The sequence below is a fragment of the Blastocatellia bacterium genome (genome assembly GCA_025054955.1).
Taxonomy (GTDB): Bacteria; Acidobacteriota; Blastocatellia; order HR10; family J050; genus JANWZE01.
The window spans coordinates 1-2,630 of sequence record JANWZE010000091.1; the positions used below are offsets into that span (position 1 = coordinate 1).

Sequence of the window (2,630 nt, forward strand, 5' to 3'; positions counted from 1 at the left end):
GAACAGCCGCGCCGGTGTGTAGCCCAATGCCGTTGATGCTGACGGAGCGTTGAATCGTGGTTTGTCGCGTGATCATCAGATGCTCTCTTGAGCAAGCGATATGCCGAATGCAGTCTGACTGGCATCGCTCTTTGTCAAGCCGTTGATCGGCAGGCTGTTGGCTCGGAGTTTGTAGCAACCAGGCGGCGCTCTGATCAGGGCAAGTTTTTGTAGAGATGCAACAGTGGTGTGGCCGGAATACAACACGTTGAGTCCAGCATGGGAGGCGGGGAATTTGAAGCGTTGATGCAACAAGAGTGTGGCCGGAAATGCAGCAACTCGTATGCGAGCGACATGGACTGAGCGGGTCAACGAGGATCGCGGATCAGCGAAGATTGACCGGAGTGACGTTGCGCGGAACCGAGCCGCTCAACGCTCTGCCGGTCAATGGAGTCATAGGCCGCGAGAACGGGCCGCAGTGGCGTCATCGGCGTTCGTTTTTTTGTTGTCAGTCCAGACGGTGGTGGACTGAGGTCGAGATTGTCTCTTTCCGAGTGGTCAACAAAAATCCTATACTGGCCACGATGAAACCATCCACGTCACAATCTAAGAAGGACCGGTTCGCGCGATTGATTCGATTGGCCGTTGAGATCAAAACGAATCCGCAGCAACGACCGGAAGATTTGTGGCGGCGGTTGGGTGTGGGGCGGTCGCAGTTTTTCCAGGACTGCCGGGCGCTCAACGAGATTGGGCTTGAGTTCAAATACGACCGGCGCGAGCGACGCTACCAGATTATCAAAGATTTGTTCATCCCTGTGTTCGACCTGACGGTGACGGAAGCTATCAGTTTGGCGTTGATGGTGAGGCAGCTTTCAGCGACAGGTGATCATACGCTGGCATGGGACGCCGTGACGGCTGTGCGCAAGGTGATTGCCAATGCGCCGGAGCCAGCCCGCGACATGTTGGCTCATGCGATGAATGAGATAACCTTGCGCAAAAGGTTTCAGGTTAATCCGCGAATCATGGAAGCGCTGTGGCGGGCGCAACAAGAACGCCGCCGCGTGCGCGTACTTTATGACGATTATTCGGTTGGCAAAGAGCGGTGGTTGCAAGCTGATGTTTACATGGTTTATTTCAAAGGGCGGGCGCTCTACGTTGACGTGTTTTTGCCCGACGAGCAGCGCGTTGCGATGCTCCGGGCCAGCCGGATCAAGCAGGTTGAGCTGCAAGCTCTGCGATTCCAGGTGCGCCCGGATTACGATTTTCACAAGCGTCATCAGCCTAGTTTCCGCGTGCTCGTCAGTGACAGCCCGCCGCAGCGCGTGCGAATTCGTTTCGATGCTCGGACGGCTCGCTACATCCGCGAGGCGTACTGGCATGACTCACAGCGGATGCTGGAGGGTGACGATGGCGGGTTGATACTGGAATTGACGGTCAGCGAACCGCGCGAAGTGCTCTGGTATTTGGTATTCCCATGGGCTGAGGGCGCGGAGATTTTGGAGCCGCCGTGGTTACGCCAAGAGGCAGCAAAGTTGGCGGAGAAAATCTATGAGCAGTACACAAAACCCAAAAGATGACATCTGGCATCGCCAACAGAGGCTTGCCCTCGGCAACGGCGTTTTGGCAATGCGTCCACAAAACAGAGAAGCCGAAAACTTGCCTTGTCAACAGTGGCCTTCGCACGCAAGGGCATCATCACGCGGGGTTGATTGCTTGCGAGCTGAGATATGGCCTCGTCAACAGTGGCCTTCGCACGTATGGATAGTCGGTCGGTTGTTGGCCGAAGGGTATAAGCCGGCCGATATAGCCGTGCTCTTGCAAGTTCGATTATCGGTTGTAAAATCCTGGCAGCGACAGTGGCAGCGGATGCGGAAGCAGATCGGTGAACCTCCGTCCGATTTGAATCGCTCGTGTTGGAAGGAAAAAATTTCTTGGGGGTGAAGGGAATTTTCGGAGAAATTCCGTCATTGATTGATAGATGGAGCAGTTGGATCAGGGTTGGTTGAAGGAACTGAACTGCTGATGGCGGCAGCTTGCCTACGCATGGGTCAGAGGGCGCCGAGAGCGCCGTTGAACGTGGGGTGTAGCGATTGAGCGGCGGTGCTTGAGGCGATTGAGGCGATCGGCTAAGAGGCGATTGAGTCCGGGCATGGCTGCCAGTGGAAGAGGCAGTGGAGGATATCAAGGAATCGCCCCTATGCGATTGCACGCCACGAAGAATGAAGATGGAGCACAGGGGGGACGCCTGTGCCACATTCTCAATGGAGCGACGGGACTTTTGGCTATGATCAGCATAGCGATGAGATTTTGATAATCACTGTGTAATTGATGAGAGAATGGGAGCATGATTGAGCAACATCCTGCGCTCGATTACAGTTTAGACAAACCTCAGATGGACGAGGGAACGAATATGATTCAGCTATTGGCACATCTAGCACAACAGATTCAACTCGACTTGAAACCTGATGAGGGTTCGTTGGGATATATTCGACAAGCCTTGCTCAAAGGTGGCAACGATGCCGACCTCATTAGGGCAACCATTAAGAGTCTCGATGTCCCGCAATTGGAGCGTCTCTTGCGGCGAGGGCAGGGCGGTGGTGGAGCGCTGAGTCCCGGTAGCATCCCTCCCAGCATCCCTGTCAAAACGATCA

2 protein-coding genes are annotated in these 2,630 nt (G+C 54.9%); both read left to right on the forward strand.

Translation table 11 applies throughout. The features are described 5' to 3' along the window. The first annotated feature begins 308 nt into the window (after positions 1–308). Positions 309–1,556, forward strand: coding sequence for a WYL domain-containing protein (locus NZ823_11810; protein MCS6805808.1), 1,248 nt, complete (start codon positions 309–311; stop codon positions 1,554–1,556). 767 nt (positions 1,557–2,323) lie between these two features. Continuing rightward, the coding region (locus NZ823_11815) for a hypothetical protein (protein ID MCS6805809.1) at positions 2,324–2,630 on the forward strand (307 nt) is incomplete at its 3' end.

Excerpts from the sequence above, each read along its gene's own strand:
- NZ823_11810 (MCS6805808.1), top strand. The coding sequence starts at position 309 with ATGCAGCAACTCGTATGCGAGCGACATGGACTGAGCGGGTCAACGAGG.